The organism is Iamia sp. SCSIO 61187 (assembly GCF_019443745.1).
Taxonomy (GTDB): domain Bacteria; phylum Actinomycetota; class Acidimicrobiia; order Acidimicrobiales; family Iamiaceae; genus Iamia.
In genome coordinates, this window is record NZ_CP050948.1 from 327229 (window position 1) to 341741 (window position 14513).

Annotated in this window: 16 protein-coding genes; 9 read left to right on the top strand and 7 right to left on the bottom strand. The window is 73.9% G+C overall.

Annotated elements, in window-relative coordinates; translation table 11 throughout:
- Nucleotide 1: 1 nt before the first annotated feature.
- On the bottom strand, nt 2–1138 hold the full coding sequence (locus HC251_RS01545; protein WP_219943567.1) for a serine hydrolase domain-containing protein: 1137 nt from the start codon (nt 1136–1138) through the stop codon (nt 2–4).
- 129 nt (nt 1139–1267) lie between these two features.
- Here HC251_RS01545 and HC251_RS01550 point away from each other — a divergent pair, with 129 nt between their 5' ends.
- Nucleotides 1268–1711 (top strand): GNAT family N-acetyltransferase, encoded by a 444-nt coding sequence (locus HC251_RS01550; RefSeq protein WP_219943568.1) that lies wholly within the window; start codon nt 1268–1270, stop codon nt 1709–1711.
- A gap of 39 nt (nt 1712–1750) precedes the next feature.
- On the opposite strand, the gene HC251_RS01555 is transcribed toward HC251_RS01550, so the two are convergent.
- The gene (locus HC251_RS01555; protein WP_219943569.1) at nt 1751–2251 is read right to left on the bottom strand and encodes a GbsR/MarR family transcriptional regulator; all 501 of its coding nucleotides are present in this window, start codon (nt 2249–2251) and stop codon (nt 1751–1753) included.
- A 61-nt stretch (nt 2252–2312) separates the two neighbouring features.
- Here HC251_RS01555 and HC251_RS01560 point away from each other — a divergent pair, with 61 nt between their 5' ends.
- The 4 genes from HC251_RS01560 to HC251_RS01575 all read left to right on the top strand — a co-directional run bounded on the left by HC251_RS01560 (nt 2313) and on the right by HC251_RS01575 (nt 6246).
- Entirely contained in the window at nt 2313–3257 is a 945-nt protein-coding gene (locus HC251_RS01560; RefSeq protein ID WP_219943570.1) for an ABC transporter ATP-binding protein, read from the top strand.
- Entirely contained in the window at nt 3254–4834 is a 1581-nt protein-coding gene (locus HC251_RS01565; RefSeq protein WP_219943571.1) for an ABC transporter permease, read from the top strand. Before HC251_RS01560 ends, HC251_RS01565 begins: the two co-directional genes overlap by 4 nt.
- Before the next feature lie 146 nt (nt 4835–4980).
- Nucleotides 4981–5181, top strand: a complete 201-nt coding sequence (locus tag HC251_RS01570; RefSeq protein WP_219943572.1) for a cold-shock protein — start codon at nt 4981–4983, stop codon at nt 5179–5181.
- Between the two features lie 105 nt (nt 5182–5286).
- A complete protein-coding gene (locus tag HC251_RS01575; RefSeq protein WP_219943573.1) occupies nt 5287–6246 on the top strand; it encodes an asparaginase in 960 nt (319 codons plus the stop codon).
- A 48-nt stretch (nt 6247–6294) separates the two neighbouring features.
- Here HC251_RS01575 and HC251_RS01580 read toward each other — a convergent pair whose 3' ends face one another.
- A complete protein-coding gene (locus HC251_RS01580; RefSeq protein WP_219943574.1) occupies nt 6295–6693 on the bottom strand; it encodes a VOC family protein in 399 nt (132 codons plus the stop codon).
- A gap of 91 nt (nt 6694–6784) precedes the next feature.
- Here HC251_RS01580 and coxB point away from each other — a divergent pair, with 91 nt between their 5' ends.
- The 4 genes from coxB to HC251_RS01600 are packed head-to-tail and all read left to right on the top strand — an operon-like array spanning nt 6785 to nt 10041.
- Complete coding sequence (coxB, locus tag HC251_RS01585; protein WP_219943575.1) at nt 6785–7558, top strand: cytochrome c oxidase subunit II; 774 nt, start codon at nt 6785–6787, stop codon at nt 7556–7558.
- Nucleotides 7555–9264, top strand: coding sequence for a cytochrome c oxidase subunit I (gene ctaD / locus HC251_RS01590; protein WP_219943576.1), 1710 nt, complete (start codon nt 7555–7557; stop codon nt 9262–9264). Before coxB ends, ctaD begins: the two co-directional genes overlap by 4 nt.
- A complete protein-coding gene (locus HC251_RS01595; RefSeq protein ID WP_219943577.1) occupies nt 9261–9842 on the top strand; it encodes a cytochrome c oxidase subunit 4 in 582 nt (193 codons plus the stop codon). Before ctaD ends, HC251_RS01595 begins: the two co-directional genes overlap by 4 nt.
- Before the next feature lie 43 nt (nt 9843–9885).
- Nucleotides 9886–10041 carry a hypothetical protein gene (locus tag HC251_RS01600; protein WP_219943578.1) on the top strand — a complete coding sequence of 52 codons (156 nt, stop codon included), beginning with the start codon at nt 9886–9888 and terminating at the stop codon, nt 10039–10041.
- Between the two features lie 332 nt (nt 10042–10373).
- Here the strand turns inward: HC251_RS01600 and HC251_RS01605 are convergent, their stop codons facing one another.
- The 4 genes from HC251_RS01605 to HC251_RS01620 are packed head-to-tail and all read right to left on the bottom strand — an operon-like array spanning nt 10374 to nt 14413.
- The gene (locus HC251_RS01605; RefSeq protein ID WP_219943579.1) at nt 10374–11807 is read right to left on the bottom strand and encodes a ubiquinol-cytochrome c reductase cytochrome b subunit; all 1434 of its coding nucleotides are present in this window, start codon (nt 11805–11807) and stop codon (nt 10374–10376) included.
- Nucleotides 11807–12793, bottom strand: a complete 987-nt coding sequence (locus HC251_RS01610) for a ubiquinol-cytochrome c reductase iron-sulfur subunit (RefSeq protein WP_219943580.1) — start codon at nt 12791–12793, stop codon at nt 11807–11809. Before HC251_RS01610 ends, HC251_RS01605 begins: the two co-directional genes overlap by 1 nt.
- Complete coding sequence (locus tag HC251_RS01615) at nt 12790–13779, bottom strand: c-type cytochrome (RefSeq protein WP_219943581.1); 990 nt, start codon at nt 13777–13779, stop codon at nt 12790–12792. The genes HC251_RS01610 and HC251_RS01615 overlap by 4 nt, the downstream gene beginning before the upstream one ends.
- Before the next feature lies 1 nt (nt 13780).
- A complete protein-coding gene (locus HC251_RS01620) occupies nt 13781–14413 on the bottom strand; it encodes a heme-copper oxidase subunit III (protein ID WP_219943582.1) in 633 nt (210 codons plus the stop codon).
- Nucleotides 14414–14513 lie beyond the last annotated feature (100 nt).

Here is a 14513-nt window from a genome sequence, read left to right on the forward strand (position 1 = left end):
GTCAGGCGGCCAGGGCGGCGTAGGTGGCGAACACGATCGAGGCGCCGCGCAGGTCGCCGGCCAGGCCGCTGCTCATCTTGTTCATCACGTAGGTGATGGTGAGCCGCTGGTCGAGGTCGACCAGGGCGATCGAGCCGCCGTAGCCGCCCCAGAAGAACGACCGGGGGCTGCTGCTCAGCGGGATCGACTCGTTCATGAGGCCGAAGCCCATGCCGAACCGGATCTTCAGGCCCAGCACCAGGTCGTCGGTGTGGCTCTGCTCGTCGAGGATGCGCTCGACGCCCGCCTCCGACAGCAGGCGCACCCCGTCGACCTCGCCCCCGCAGGCGAGCGCCGAGTGGACCCGACCCACCGACCGGGCGTTGCCGGTCCCGCCGGCGGCGGGGATCTCGGCGCCCCGCCAGGCCCGGGTGCGGGGCTCGGTGGCGTCGATGGGGCAGCTCAGCAGGGTGCGGGCGGCGATCGAGTCGAGGTCGACGGCGTCGAGCGCCGCCGCCGCTCCCGGCGGCGGGACGAGGTCGGCGACCCGGCCGTCCTCCGACGCCGGCAGACCGATGTGGAAGTCGGCGCCGAGCGGCTCGGCCACCTCCTCGCGGAAGAAGGTGCCGATCGAACGCCCGGTGACCCGCCGCACGATCTCGCCCTGGAGGTACCCCTGGGTGACGGCGTGGTAGCCCGAGGCTGTGCCCGGCTCCCACCACGGGGCCTGGGCCGCCAGCCGGCCGCACACGGCGTCCCAGTCGTAGAGGTCGTCGGGCGTGATGGCGGGGTCGAAGCCCGACAGCCCGGAGGTGTGGCTCATGACGTGCGAGACGAGCACGCCCTCCTTGCCGTTGGCCGCGAACTCGGGCCAGTAGGTGGCGACGGGGGCGGAGAGGTCGACCTCGCCGCGGTCGGCAAGCATGAGCACGCAGAGGGCGGCCATGGTCTTGGTGGTCGAGTACACGTTGACGATCGTGTCCTCGGCCCACGGCGTCCCGTCGTCGTCGGCCACGCCGGCCCAGATGTCGACGACCGGGGCGCCGTCGAGGGTCACGGCCACGCTGGCGCCCCGCTCCTCGCCCCGCTCGAAGGCGGCGGCGAAGGTGTCGCGGACGGCGGCGAAGCGCGCGTCGCAGTGTCCCTGGACGTCGGTCATGGCTGTCTCCTGGTGCAGGCCCCCGGCGGGCGGGGACCCTAGCCAGGCGCCGTCCGCCTAACAGGGAGGCGGCGGGTCGACGGCGGGCGATCGGGACGGATGGGGACCGCTCGGCCGTATCGTGCCCGGATGCGCGTGGAGCGGGTCGATCCGGTCGTGACGCGCCCGCTGCGGAACGCGGTCCTGCGCCCGGGGATGGACGTCGACGCCGTCCACTGGCCCGACATCGAGTCGCCCGACGCCGTCACCTACGCCGTCGTCGGCGACGACGGCGCCCCGCTCACCACCGTCACCGTGATCCCGGCGCCGTGCCCGTGGCGGCCCGACGACCGCCCGGCCTGGCAGCTGCGGGGCATGGCCACCGCCGACGAGGCGCGGGGGCGGGGCGTCGGGCGCCTGGCCCTCGACGCAGCCGTCGACCACGTGCGGGCGACGGGCGCCGCCCTCCTCTGGTGCAACGCCCGCGACGTGGCCCTGTCGTTCTACGCCCGGGCCGGCTTCGTGGTCGAGGGCGAGGGCTTCGTCAACGCCACCGGCATCCCCCACCACCCCATGGCGCTGCCCCTGCGGTGAGCGTGGCCCGTCGGGCCGGCGACGCGCCTCGCGGCCCGATCACGACGCGGTCGTCTCCACCCCGCGCCCGAAGGCGGCGACGCGGTCGGCCTTCTGCTCCCGCCAGCGCCCCAGCATCTCGGGCATCTCCTCGAGGAGGAACTGGTAGAACGCGCCCGTCTCGACCAGGCGGGCCCCGGTCGGGGTGTCGGGGCCGAACGACGCGGCGCCGTCGCGCATGTTGGCCACCCACCGGCCCAGCAGCTGGTCCCGCCGGGCGGCGGCTTCGTACCAGACCTCGTCGTGGAGCACGTACCGGTCGCGGCGCGACCCCCGCTCCCGCTCGCGCACCAGGAGGTCGACCTGGCGGAGGTAGCGCACCGCCCCGGAGATCGCCGCCGGGCTGACCCCGAGGGCCTCGGCCAGCTCGGCGGCGGTCAGGGCCCCCTCGTCGCTGGTGACCAGGGTGGCGAAGACGCGGGCGGGCATGCGAGGGATGCCGGCCTCCTCGAGCAGCGTCCCGAAGCGCTCGACGAACCCGCGGGCTGGCTCGGACACCATCCCCGCATCTTGGCACATCTGAACCTTCACAACCATCTGAACCCTGTGTAGGGTCATCCGCATGGGTGATCTCGTCATCGACGTCGCCGGCCTGCGGAAGCGCTTCGGTGCGACGGTGGCGCTCGACGGGCTGGACCTCACCGTCGGGCGGGGCGAGGTCCACGGCTTCGTCGGGCCCAACGGCTCCGGCAAGTCGACCACCATCCGGGTCCTGCTCGGCCTGCTCCGCGCCGACGGCGGGACCGTGCGCCTGCTCGACGGCGACCCCTGGCGCGACGCCGTCGCCCTTCACCGCCGGCTCGCCTACGTGCCCGGCGACGTCGACCTGTGGCCCAACCTGACCGGCGGCGAGGCCATCGACGTGATCAGCCGGCTGCGGGGCGGGCTGGACCGGGGTCGGCGCGACGAGATGGTCGACCGCTTCGACCTCGACCCCACCAAGCGGGGGCGCACCTACTCGAAGGGCAACCGCCAGAAGGTCGCCCTGGTGGCGGCGCTGGCCTCCGACGTCGAGCTGCTGGTGCTCGACGAGCCCACCTCGGGTCTGGACCCGTTGATGGAGGCCGTGTTCCAGGACTGCATCCGCGAGGCCACCGCCGACGGGCGCACCGTCCTGCTCTCGAGCCACATCCTCGCCGAGGTCGAGGCCCTCTGCGACCGCCTCAGCATCATCCGCCAGGGGCGGACGGTGGAGAGCGGGACCCTCGACGAGATGCGCCACCTGACCCGCACCACGCTCGACGTCGAGGTCGCCCGCCCACCGACCGGGATGGACGGCCTCGCCGGGGTCCACGGCCTGCGGGTCGACGAGGTCGTCGCCGGCGACGGGGGCCCGGACGGTGACGGGCGGGGCCACCGGGTGCGCTTCGACGTCGACACCGACCAGCTGGGCCGGGCCATCGCCCACTTGAGCGACCTGGGCATCCGCTCGCTGGCCAGCCACCCGCCCACGCTCGAGGAGCTGTTCCTCCGCCACTACGGCGACGAGCTCGAGGGTGAGGCGTGAGCGCCCGGTTCGCCGGGACCGGGGCGCTGGTGCGGCTGGCGCTGCGCCGGGACCGGGTGCGCCTGACCCTGTGGGTGGGGATCCTCGTGGCCCTCATCGCCTGGAGCGCCCAGAGCATCCTGGCGCTCTACACCGAGCCGGACCTGGCCACCTTCGCCCGCACCGCCGACGCCAACGCCACCCTGATCGCCCTGTCGGGTCCCGCCCGCGGGCTCGAGACCTTCGGCGGCCGGGTCGCCTTCGAGGTCTGGCAGATGGCCATCGCCGTCGCCCTGATGGGCCTGCTGACCGTCGTGCGCCACACCCGCCACGAGGAGGAGGCGGGCCGGGCCGAGCTCCTGCGGGCCGCCGAGGTCGGCCGTCACGCCCACAGCGCCGCCGCCCTGCTGGTGACGACCGGGGCGTCGGTCGCCGTGGGGCTGGGCGCGGCGGCGCTGCTCGCCCTCCAGGACCTGCCCGCCACCGGGTCGCTCGTCCTGGGCCTGGCCCTGGCCAGCCTGGGGACCTCGTTCGGGGCGATCGGCCTCCTGGCCGCCCAGGTCACCGAGCACGGCCGGGCGGCCTCGGGCCTCGCCGTGGCGGTCATGGGGGCGACCTACGTGGCCCGGGCGGTGGGCGACATCGGCAGCGGGGCCCTGTCGTGGGTCTCGCCGTTCGGGTGGGCCCAGGCCGCCCGGCCCTACGCGGGGGACCGGTGGTGGCCGCTGATCGTGTCGGTCGCGGTGAGCGGCGTGGTGGTGCTCGTCGCCCTGGCGGTGGAGGAGCGGCGCGACGTCGGCGCCGGCCTCGTCCGCCCCCGCCCCGGCCCGCCCGCGGCGTCGTCGGCCCTCGGCACGCCGATCGGGATGGCCTGGCGGCTCCAGCGGAGCACCCTGCTGGCCTGGACGGTCGGCGGCGCCCTCCTCGGCCTCGCCATGGGCTCGGTCGCCGAGAGCGCCGACGACCTCGTCGGCGACAACGAGGAGATCCGGGACTACCTGGCGTCGGTGTCGGGTGCCTCGCTGGCCGACCTCTTCCTGGCCACGATCCTCCTGTACCTCGCCCTCGTCGCCACCGGCTACGCCCTGCAGGCGGTCCTGCGGGTGCGGGCCGAGGAGGCCGCCGGTCGGGGCGAGACCGTCCTGGCCACCGCCACGTCCCGGGCGGCGTGGGCCGGAAGCCACGTGATCGTGGCGGCCGGCGGGGCGGTGTGCGTCCTGGGCACGGCGGCGGGCGGGCTCGGCATCTCCTACGGCCTCGCTGCGGGCGACGCCGGCGAGATCCCCCGCCTGGTGGCGGCGGCGACGGCGTACCTCCCCCCGCTCGCCCTCGCCCTCGCCCTGGCCGTCGCCGTCGTCGGGCTCTGGCCCCAGGGGTCGGTGTCGGTCTGGGCCGTGCTGGTGGTGGCGGCCTTCGTCGGCCTCCTCGGCGACGGCCTCGACCTGCCCGGGTGGGTCAGGGACGTGTCGCCGTTCAGCCACGTCGCCGCGGTCCCGGCCGAGTCGACGCCGGCGCTGCCACTGGTGGTCCTGGGCTTCCTCGCCCTGGTCACGGCGGCCGCCGGGATGGTGGGACTGCGCCGTCGCGACATCGGCTGAGCGCCCCGCGGCCCCACCGGCGTCGCAGCCGTTCTCGGGGCGATGGCGCGCGAGGGGTCCCCGACGCCCTACGCTAGGGAGCCACTGCGCCACTCAGGCGTGGTGGCGCGCCGACACCCGGCCCGCACACGCAAGGACATGATTCTGTGGCTACTGGTACCGTGAAGTTCTTCAACGCTGAGAAGGGCTTCGGCTTCATCACTCGGGAGGGTGCGGACGACGTCTTCGTCCACTTCTCCAACATCCAGGGCGAGGGCTACAAGTCCCTCGACGAGGGGCAGAAGGTCGAGTTCGACGTGGCCCCCGGCCGCAAGGGCGAAGAGGCCCAGAACGTCCGCGTCATCTGACGCACCCCTGATCGACTGAGCGAGCCGCCGGCCTTCGGGCCGGCGGCTCGTTCGCGTCACGGCCCTCGTCGCGCCCCCTCGGCCGCCGTCGGGCACGATGGGGCGGTGGACCCCTCCGACCCCGTGCTCGTCGAGGTCGTGCGGGACGGCTGGGTCGAGAGCGTCCACCGCGGCCGGCTCCTGGTCCTCGCCGCCGACGGTCGGGCCCTCGTCTCGCTCGGCGCCGTCGAGGAGGCGGTGCTGCTGCGCAGCTGCGCCAAGCCGCTCCAGGCCTGGGCGCTGGTGCGCGCCGGCTGGACCGCCCCGCCCGAGCAGGTCGCCCTGGCCTGCGCCAGCCACGGCGGGACCGACCGCCACGTCGCCGTGGTGGGCGAGATCCTCGCCGCCGCCGGGCTCGACGCCGACGCCCTGGGCACCACCCCCGGGTACGCCCTCGACCCCGACGCAGCGGCGACCCAGCGGGTCGAGGGCGGGCCGACGGCGCTGCGCCACAACTGCTCGGGCAAGCACGCGGCGATGCTGGCGACCTGCGCCCTCCTCGGGCACCCGACCGAGACCTACCTCGAGCCCGACCACCCGGTGCAGGCCGACCTCGTCACCCGGCAGGAGGAGCTCATCGGGTCGCGGTGCCTCCACCTCGCCGTCGACGGGTGCGGCGCGCCGATCGGGGCCTTCCCGCTCGAGGGCCTGGCCCGGGCCTACGCCCGCATCGCCACCGCCCCGGTCGACGGCCGCGACGGTCCGGTGGCCGCGGCCATGCGGCTCCACCCCGACCTGGTGGCGGGCGACGGGCGGGCCGCCACCACCTTGATGCGGGCCATCCCCGGGCTGATCGCCAAGGACGGGGCCGAGGGCCTCTTCGCCGCCGCCCTGCCAGACGGCCGCGCCGTGGCCGTGAAGGTCGACGACGGGGCAACGCGGGCCGCCTCGGTCGTGGCCGCCTCCGCCCTCGCCCACCTGGTGCGCGACGAGCCCGGCGTCGACCTCGACCTCCTGGCCGACGTCGCCCTCCCCGACGTCGACGGCGGAGGCCGCCCCGTCGGCGAGATCCGCTCCATCGTCTGACCACGGCGCGCCGCACCGTCGCGCCACCGTCCCGGGCCGGGACGACCGCTACTCGACACGCCTCCGCAAGGGGTGGTCGGGCGGGGTCTCGACCAGCACGATCCGCACGCCGTCGGGGTCCGAGAGCCAGCACTCGACCAGGCCCCACGGCATGCGCTCGGCCGAGCGGTCGATGGCGACCCCGGCCCGCACCAGCCGGGCCTCCTCGTCGGGGACCGACGCCACCTGCAGCCACACCACCGTGGACCCCGAGCCCGACGGCCCGGTCGCCTCCGGTGAGGACGTGAGCTCGACGAACCCGCCCCCGGCGAAGAGGACGACCCCCGTCACCTCGCCGCCGGCGCCGTACTCCCGGGCCACCGTCAGGCCGAGGGTGTCCTCCCAGAACCGGCGGGACGCGGCCAGGTCCCGGCACCGGAAGATCGTCCGCATCGAGAGCACGTCCATGCCGGCATCCTGGCGCGCCGGGCCAGGTCGGGTGGGTCCGGGCCCGTCCAACCCGACCCCCCTCGCGGATCGTCGGTAGGGTCGGGCGCGCATGCGCCGGACGATCCCCGCCCGCCTCGGCCGACCCGGCCTCGTCGTGGTGCTGGGGGCTGGGCTGGCGGGCTGCGGGATGCCCGACCCGGTGACCGAGCAGGGCGAGTCGGTCCGCACGCTCTGGAACCCGACCATCGTGGCCGCCATCGCCGTGGGCGCCTTCGTGTGGGCCCTGGCGCTGTGGTCGGTCGTCCGCTACCGGAAGCGGAACGAGACCCTGCCGACCCAGGTCGCCGAGCACATCCCGATCGAGATCGTCTACACCGTCGTCCCCATCTTGATCGTCGCCGGGCTGTTCGTCGTCGGGGCGGCGACCACCACGAAGGTCGAGGAGAAGGCGGAGGACCCCGACGTCGTCGTCGACGTCGAGGGCTTCCAGTGGTCGTGGCAGTTCACCTACATCGAGGAGGACGTCCTGGTCTCGGGCGACGGCTCCGGGACCGACGGGCCCGAGCTGGTCCTGCCCGTGGGCCAGACCACCCGCCTGAACCTCATCTCCGACGACGTGGCCCACTCGTTCTGGGTGCCGGAGTTCCTCACCAAGCGCGACCTCATCCCCGGCATCGACAACGAGATCGACGTGACCCCCACCGAGACGGGCACCTACCGGGGTCGCTGCGCCGAGTACTGCGGGCTCGACCACTGGCGCATGTACTTCTCGGTGCGGATCGTGACCGCCGAGGAGTTCGAGGCGTGGGTGGCCGAGAACGCCGGAGGCGATCCCGTGTCGGCCGAGGCCGACGCCCCCGAAGAGGGAGAGGGCAGCGGATGACCACCCTCGACGACGACCTCCGCGACGAGGTCGCCTCCACGCCCCCCGACGACGAGCCCGACCGGCCGCCGTCGTCGGTGCGGGGCCGGGGGCTGCTCGGCCTCCTCACCAGCACCGACCACAAGGTCATCGGGCTGATGTACATCGTCACCGCCCTGCTGTTCTTCCTGCTGGGCGGGGCGCTGGCCACGGTGGTGCGGATCGAGCTGTACTCGCCGGGCACCCAGGTCGTGGAGCCGGGCGCCTACAACCAGGTCTTCACCATGCACGGCAGCGTGATGATCTACCTGTTCATCACGCCGGTCGCCTTCGGCCTGGCCAACTACCTGGTGCCCCTCCAGATCGGGGCCAAGGAGATGGCCTTCCCCCGGCTGAACGCCCTCGGGTACTGGCTGTTCCTCTTCGGCGGGCTCACCATGGTGGCCGGGTTCCTCACCGCCGACGGACCGGCGGCGTTCGGCTGGACCGCCTACGCCCCGCTGTCGGAGGCGATCCGCAGCCCCGCCATCGGCCACGACCTGTGGCTGTTCTCCATCGTGCTGACCGGCACCGGCACCATCACCGCGGCGGTGAACGTCATCGCCACCGTGCTGGCGATGCGCGCCTCCGGCATGTCGATGTTCCGGATGCCGATCTTCAGCTGGAACATGCTCGTGACGAGCGTGCTCGTGCTGATCGCCTTCCCGGTGCTCACCGCGGCGTCGGTGATGATGCTCGCCGACCGCAACCTCGACGCCCAGATCTTCAACGCCGAGGGCGGCGGCCAGCCGATCCTGTGGCAGCACTTCTTCTGGTTCTTCGGCCACCCCGAGGTGTACATCGTCGCCCTCCCGTTCTTCGGGATCGTCACCGAGGTGCTGGCGGTGTTCTCGTCCCGGCCGGTGTTCGGCTACCGGGGGCTGGTGCTGGCGACGTTCGCCATCGCCTCGCTGTCGGTCGGCGTGTGGGGCCACCACATGTTCACCACCGGCGACGCCGCCACCGGCTACTTCTCGGGGCTGTCGCTGCTGATCGCGGTGCCGACGGGCGTGAAGTTCTTCAACTGGATCGGGACGATGTGGGGCGGGCGGTTGCGGTTCCCCACGCCGATGCTGTTCACCATCGGGTTCCTGCTGCTGTTCGTGATGGGCGGCGTCACCGGCGTCGTCCTCGCCCTGCCGGCCCTCGACTTCCAGCTCCACGACTCGTACTTCGTCGTCGCCCACTTCCACTACGTGATGTTCGGCGGGTCGGCCTTCGCCCTCTACGCCGGCATCTACTACTGGTTCCCCAAGGCGACGGGCCGGATGCTCCACGAGGGCTGGGGCCGGGTCCACTTCGTGATGACGTTCGTGGGGTTCAACACCACGTTCCTGGTCCAGCACGTGCTCGGCGCCCAGGGGATGCCCCGTCGGGTGGCCGACTACCTGCCCGAGGACGGGTTCACGTTCCTCAACCGGGTGTCGACCGTCGGCGCCCTGATCATGGCCGCGTCGGTGTTCCCGCTGGCCTGGAACGTCTGGCGGTCGCTGCGCCGGGGCGAGGTCGCCGGCGACGACCCGTGGGAGGGCCAGACCCTCGAGTGGGCCACCACCTCACCGCCGCCCCCGCACAACTTCGACGCGCTGCCGCCCATCCGGTCGAACCGCCCGGTGTGGGACCAGCGGCACCCGACCCGCAAGCGAGCCCGGGCCGTGGAGGCCCAGGCGGAGGAGGCGGCGACGTGAGCGACGACGTCAGCGAGGACCCGGTCGGCGACTCGGTCGACGACTCGGTCGACGACGCGGGCGACGACGTCAGCGACGACCCGATCGACCCGCCCGACCCCGAGGCGGTGACCGAGCCCGAGGTGGCCGAGGAGGAGGCCGAGCGCGACGACGCCGGCCGCTCCGCCGAGGCCGCCCGATCCGGGTGGACCACCCAGGCGAGGCTGTTCGGCGGCGCCGGCGTGTTCATCCTCCTCATCGCCCTCCTCTACTGGTTCGTGTCCTACGAGCACGCCGGCTCGACCCTGCTGGCCCTGGCCGCCGTCCTCGCCCTCACGACCGCCGCCTACGTGGCCTGGCCCCGCCGCGACGCCGGCGGCCACGGGGGCGACGACGGGGGCCACGGCCTCGAGCCGGGCCACGACCCCCACGACGGGGTGTGGTTCCCCGAGGCCAGCATCTGGCCCTTCGCCATCGGGGCCGGCATGGCCCTCATCGCCAACGGGCTCCTGCTGGGCCGGTGGCTGGTGATCCCGGCGGCGGTGTTCCTGGCCTGGGCCCTCGCCGGCATGATCCGCCAGGGCCGTCACCGCATCTGACCAGCCTGCGTCCGCGGGTGGTCGGCGGGGTAGGTGACCCTCCATGGCCAACGGCAACGACGAGACCACCGACGACCTGATCGAGGGCACCAAGCAGGCCAAGGAGGCGGCGAAGGACGCCGTGGCCGACACCGAGGACGACGCCCAGCAGCTCCAGGAGGAGCTCGACCGCCGCTCCGCCGAGCAGCCCCCGGAGTAGGGCTCGCGCACGAGGGGGCCTCAGCCGAGGCCGGAGGATCCGCCGGCGGGCGCCATGCGCAGGCCGCGACGGCCTCGGCGGGGCGCCCGCCTCCACCGGTGCCGTTCTTGGTACCGATGACGCCGCGGTGGGCCACGATCTGCACCGAGAACCGGGCTGACCCGGTCCGGTCCTGTTCTTGGTACCGATCACGCGGCTGGAGGCCACGATCTGTACCGAGAAGCGAACCCGACGGCGCACGGATGGTGCCAGGCACCATCCGTGCCGTTCTTGGTACCGATCACGCGCCCGCGGGTCACGATCTGCACCAAGAACCGACCCCGACCCCGACCTCAGTCGACGGTGGCGGTGCGGGCAGCGGCGAGCTTGGCCTGCTTGCGGCGACGGGGCCACTCCCAGATGCGGAGGAGCTCCCAGCGGATGCGGGGGCGCTCGGGGGGCGCCAGCCCGGCGTCCTCGTCGCGGAGCTGGAGCTCGCGGCACAGCCGGTAGGTGGTGAGGGCCACGATCGGCGGGACGACGAGGCACGCGATCCGGAACGAGACGAGCACCCCGTTCACCGACGTGCCGAAGGTGACGGCCACGACGTCGGTCGACGCCGACAGGCTCAGCACCACGTAGAACGCCAGCGTCGCGGCCCCCATCGACGTGCGCACGGGCCGGTTGCGGGGCCGGTCGAGCAGGTGGTGCTCGACCACGTCGGAGGTGAACTTCGCCTCCAGGAACGGCCACAGGTAGAGCAGCATGAAGGTGATGCCCGCGAGCAGCACGGCGGGGAAGAAGGGGTTGGGGATCGTGTAGCCGAAGGCGCGTATCTCCCACGGCGGGAAGACGCGCAGGGCGCCGTCGAGCCAGGCCATGTACCAGTCGGGTTGCGAGGCGGCGGAGACGTTCGCCGGCTCGAAGGGCCCGTAGAGCCAGACCGGGTTGATCTGCACGAGCCCGCCGAGGGCGGACAGCACCGCCGCCGTCAGCAGCAGGAGCCCGATCGACTTGAAGGCGAAGCGGGGCCAGACCGGCTCGCCGACCACGTTGCGCTCGGTGCGCCCCCGTCCCCCGAACTGGGTGTGCTTGTGGCGCACCACCAGACCGAGGTGGGCGGTGAGCAGGACGATGATCAGCGCCGGCAGCAGCAGGATGTGGATGACGTAGAGCCGGTTGATGATGTCGGGGCCGGGGAACTCGCCTCCGAACAGGAGCGACGCCAGCCACGTGCCCGCCAGCGGGATCGACAGGGTGATCGAGTAGGCGATGCGGAGCCCGGTGCCCGAGAGCTGGTCGTCGAGCAGGGAGTAGCCGGCGAAGCCGTTGAAGATCGAGAGGATCAGCAAGGTGACGCCGATGATCCAGTTGAGCTCGCGGGGACGGCGGAACGCACCGGTGAAGAACACCCGCATCAGGTGGACGACCATGGCGGCGAGGAACAAGAGCGCGGCCCAGTGGTGGATCTGGCGCATCACCAGCCCGGCCCGCACGTCGAAGCTGATGTCGAGGCTCGACGCGTACGCCCGGGTCATCTCGACGCCCCGGAGCGGTGCGTAGCTCCCGTCGTACACCACCTCGTCGATGCTGGGATCGAAGAAGAACGTCAGGTAGACGCCCGTGAGGAGGAGGACGATGAAGGAGTAGAGGGCGATCTCCCCGATGAGGAACGACCAGTGGTCGGGGAACACCTTGCCCAGGGCGGTGCGGGCGAACTTGGCCGAGCCGAGGCGGGTGTCCATCCACCGGGCGACCCGGCGGGTGACCAAGCGGTCGCCGGCCATCAGCGGTCCCGGTCCCAGAAGCCCGGCCCGGGTGGGGCGGCGAAGTCACCCTCGGCGATGAGGTAGCCGTCCTCGTCGAGCCCGATCGGCAGCTGCGGGAGCGGCCGGGTCGCGGGCCCGAACACCGGCTCGGCCCCGTCGAGCACGTCGAAGGTCGACTGGTGGCACGGGCACAGGAGGAGGTGGCTGTCGGCCTGGTAGAGCCCGACCGGGCACCCCACGTGGGTGCAGAGCTTCGAGAAGGCGACCAGCCCCTCGACCATCCCGCCGTCCATGCCCTGCTGGGGCCGGGGGGTGCCGCGGGGCCGGATGAGCAGGGTCGGGCTGTCGGCCTGGAGGTCGGGCCGCGGGGCTTCGGGGTCGCCGATGTCGACGGCCACCTCCGGGAACACCGTGAGGACGCCGTTGACGTTGATGTCCTCGGCGCGCACCCGCTCGTTGTCGGCGGTGACCAGGTGGACGCCCTTGCGGTACGGCGTGTCCTTGAGGCCCTTGCCGGGCCGGGGGCCGAGCGAGCGGATCGGGGCGAGGAGGGCGGCGCCGAGGGCGACCACGGCCACGCCGGCGCTGCGGACGAGCAGCTTCCGCCGGGTGAGGATCACCTCGCCCTGCTCGAACTCCTGCCGGAACCGCTCGACCTCCTCCTCGGAGGAGGCGATGGGGTGGCGGGCCTCGACCACCGGGTCGTGGGGCATGAACCGGCGGGACCACAGCACGAAGCCGAGGCCCAGCCCGCCGAGGGCGAGCGCCAGGAAGAGCCCCTCGAGCTGGGGCTGGCCGCCCGTCCAGTAGACGATGGCGAGGCCGACGGCGCCGGCGGTGCTGACGAGGAAGCCGCTGGCGACGGCCAGCTCGGCCCGGCGCGCCGCGTCGGGGTCGGCCACGCGTCGGGTGCCGGGGCCGTCGCCCGCGCTGTCGCACCCGAGGCACCCCCGGTCGTCCTGGTCGGTCGGGGGGGTGGTGTCGTCGGCGCCGGGCGTCGTCACGGCGTCTCCTCCGGGGGCTCGGCGTGGTCGTCGGGGGGGCCGGCGCGCGCCCCGGCGTCGCCGGGCGCGGTCGTGCGGTCGTCGGCGCGGGCCAGCGGGGCGTTGCCGCCGGCGTCGGCGCCGCGGGTGCCGGGGTCGTCGTCGACCGGGACGGGGTCGACCCACTGGGCGTCGGTGCGCCGGTGGCCCATCCAGAAGGCGGCCACGAGGAGGACGCCCAGGCCCCCGACCCAGATCATGAAGCCCTCGGGGATCGGCCCGAGCCGGCCCAGCGCCAGCCCGCCCCGGTCGTCGGGCTGGTCGAGGTACTCGACGTAGGCGATGATGTCGTTGAGCTCCTCGTCGCTGAGGATGTCGGGGCCGAAGCGGGGCATCGGGTTCGGGCCGGAGCGGACCGCGGCGCCGATCTGGGTCGGCGTGGCCGGGCCGAGCGGAGGTGCGGCCTGGCCGTAGCTCAGGGCCCCGCCGGCACCGGTGGCCGAGTGGCAGGACTGGCAGTTGAGCCGGTAGAGCTCGCCGCCGCGGGACACGTCACCCGCCTCGGCGTCGACGTCGGGGACCGCCGGGCCCTCGGTGAGCGTGTCGACGTAGGCGAGCAGGGCCTCGATCTCGTCCGGGGAGAACGCCGGCTCCTTGCGCTGCGGGAGGTCGTTGGGGTTGCCGATCGGCATCCGCCCGGTGGTGAGCTGGTAGTAGGCCCCGGCCGGGCCGGCCTGCTCGAGCGAGGGGCCGCGCAGGTCCCCGTCCGGGGTCTGCTGGCCCTCACCGTCCACGCCGTGGCAGCTGACGCAGCTGGTGCGGTAGAGGGCCCGGCCCTCGGCGACGAGGTCGGCATCGGCCTGGCGGGCCAGGTCCTCGGCGGGGGCGGCGCTGGTCGACCCGCCCGTGAGCAGGGCCACCCCGGCGGCGACGACCACGGCCAGGGCCGGCAGCCGCCACTGGCGGGACGGCCGGGGCCGGGGGGCGGCGACGCCGAGCCGACCCACCTCAGCGCACCAGGTAGATCGTGGCGAACATGGCGACCCACACGACGTCGACGAAGTGCCAGTAGTACGCGCACACGGCGACCGGGGGGCCCGGGGGGGCCTGGCTGCGCCCGGCGACGAGACCGATCACGCCCATCATGAACAAGATCCCGCCCAGGACGTGGAGGCCGTGGAAGCCGGTCATCAGGTAGAAGGCCGACCCGTAGGCGTGGGTGGAGATCGAGAACTCGAGCTCGGCGTACTCGAGGACCTGGTTGAGGAGGAACACGGCGCCGAGGGCGGCGGTCACGCCGAGCCAGCGCACCAGGCCCCGCCGGTCGGTCCGCTCGGCGGCCTGCACGGCGAGGTGCATGGTGAAGCTGGAGACGATCAGGACGAGGGTCGCCGCCGCCGTCCGGGCGGTGGCGAGGTGGACGTCGTCGGGGGGCCACGTCGCCGTCTCCGAGCGGAGGGTGAAGTAGGCGCCGAAGAGGGCGGCGAAGAACATCAGCTCCGACGTCAGCCACACGACGACCCCGACGCCCAGGATCGACGGCCGGCCGGAGCCGCGGTGGCGCCGCTCCGCCGCGGTCGGGGGGCCGCCGGCCGCGCCCTCGGCGGGGGCCGGGCCGGCTGCGGTGTCGACGCCGGGCACGGGTCCTTCCTATCGCACCGCCGCCGCCCGCGTCGGACCGGAGCGCCGTGCCCCGGGCGCGGGCCGCGCCGGCCGCCGTCCCCGCGCCCCGACGGGTCCC